At 72.0% G+C, this 354-nt stretch carries 1 protein-coding gene; it reads left to right on the top strand.

The window, feature by feature from the left end; translation table 11 throughout:
- Positions 1-354: beta-ketoacyl synthase N-terminal-like domain-containing protein (locus tag UK12_RS33865; RefSeq protein WP_156179138.1), on the top strand; the 354-nt coding region annotated here is incomplete at both ends.

Raw genomic sequence — 354 nt, 5'->3', positions numbered from 1 at the left:
GTTCGGCGTCGTTGGTGGCGCTGCACCTGGCGGTGCAGGCGCTGCGCAGCGGCGAGTGCTCGCTGGCGCTGGCCGGTGGTGTGACGGTGATGTCGACGCGGGATCTGTTCGTGGAGTTCAGCCGTCAGCGCGGGCTGTCGGTGGACGGCCGGTGCAAGGCGTTCGCGGGTGCAGCGGACGGTACGGGCTGGGGTGAGGGCGCGGGCATGCTGCTCGTCGAGCGACTGTCCGACGCCCAGCGCAACGGGCACCCGCTTCTGGCGATCGTGCGGGGCAGTGCGGTGAACCAGGACGGTGCGTCCAACGGTCTGACCGCGCCGAACGGCCCGTCGCAGCAGCGGGTGATCCGCCAGG

The organism is Saccharothrix sp. ST-888, from assembly GCF_000955975.1.
GTDB lineage: Bacteria > Actinomycetota > Actinomycetes > Streptomycetales > Streptomycetaceae > Kitasatospora.
The sequence above is the reverse complement of the archived record's forward strand: the minus strand, read 5'-3'. Positions and strand labels throughout refer to the sequence as shown.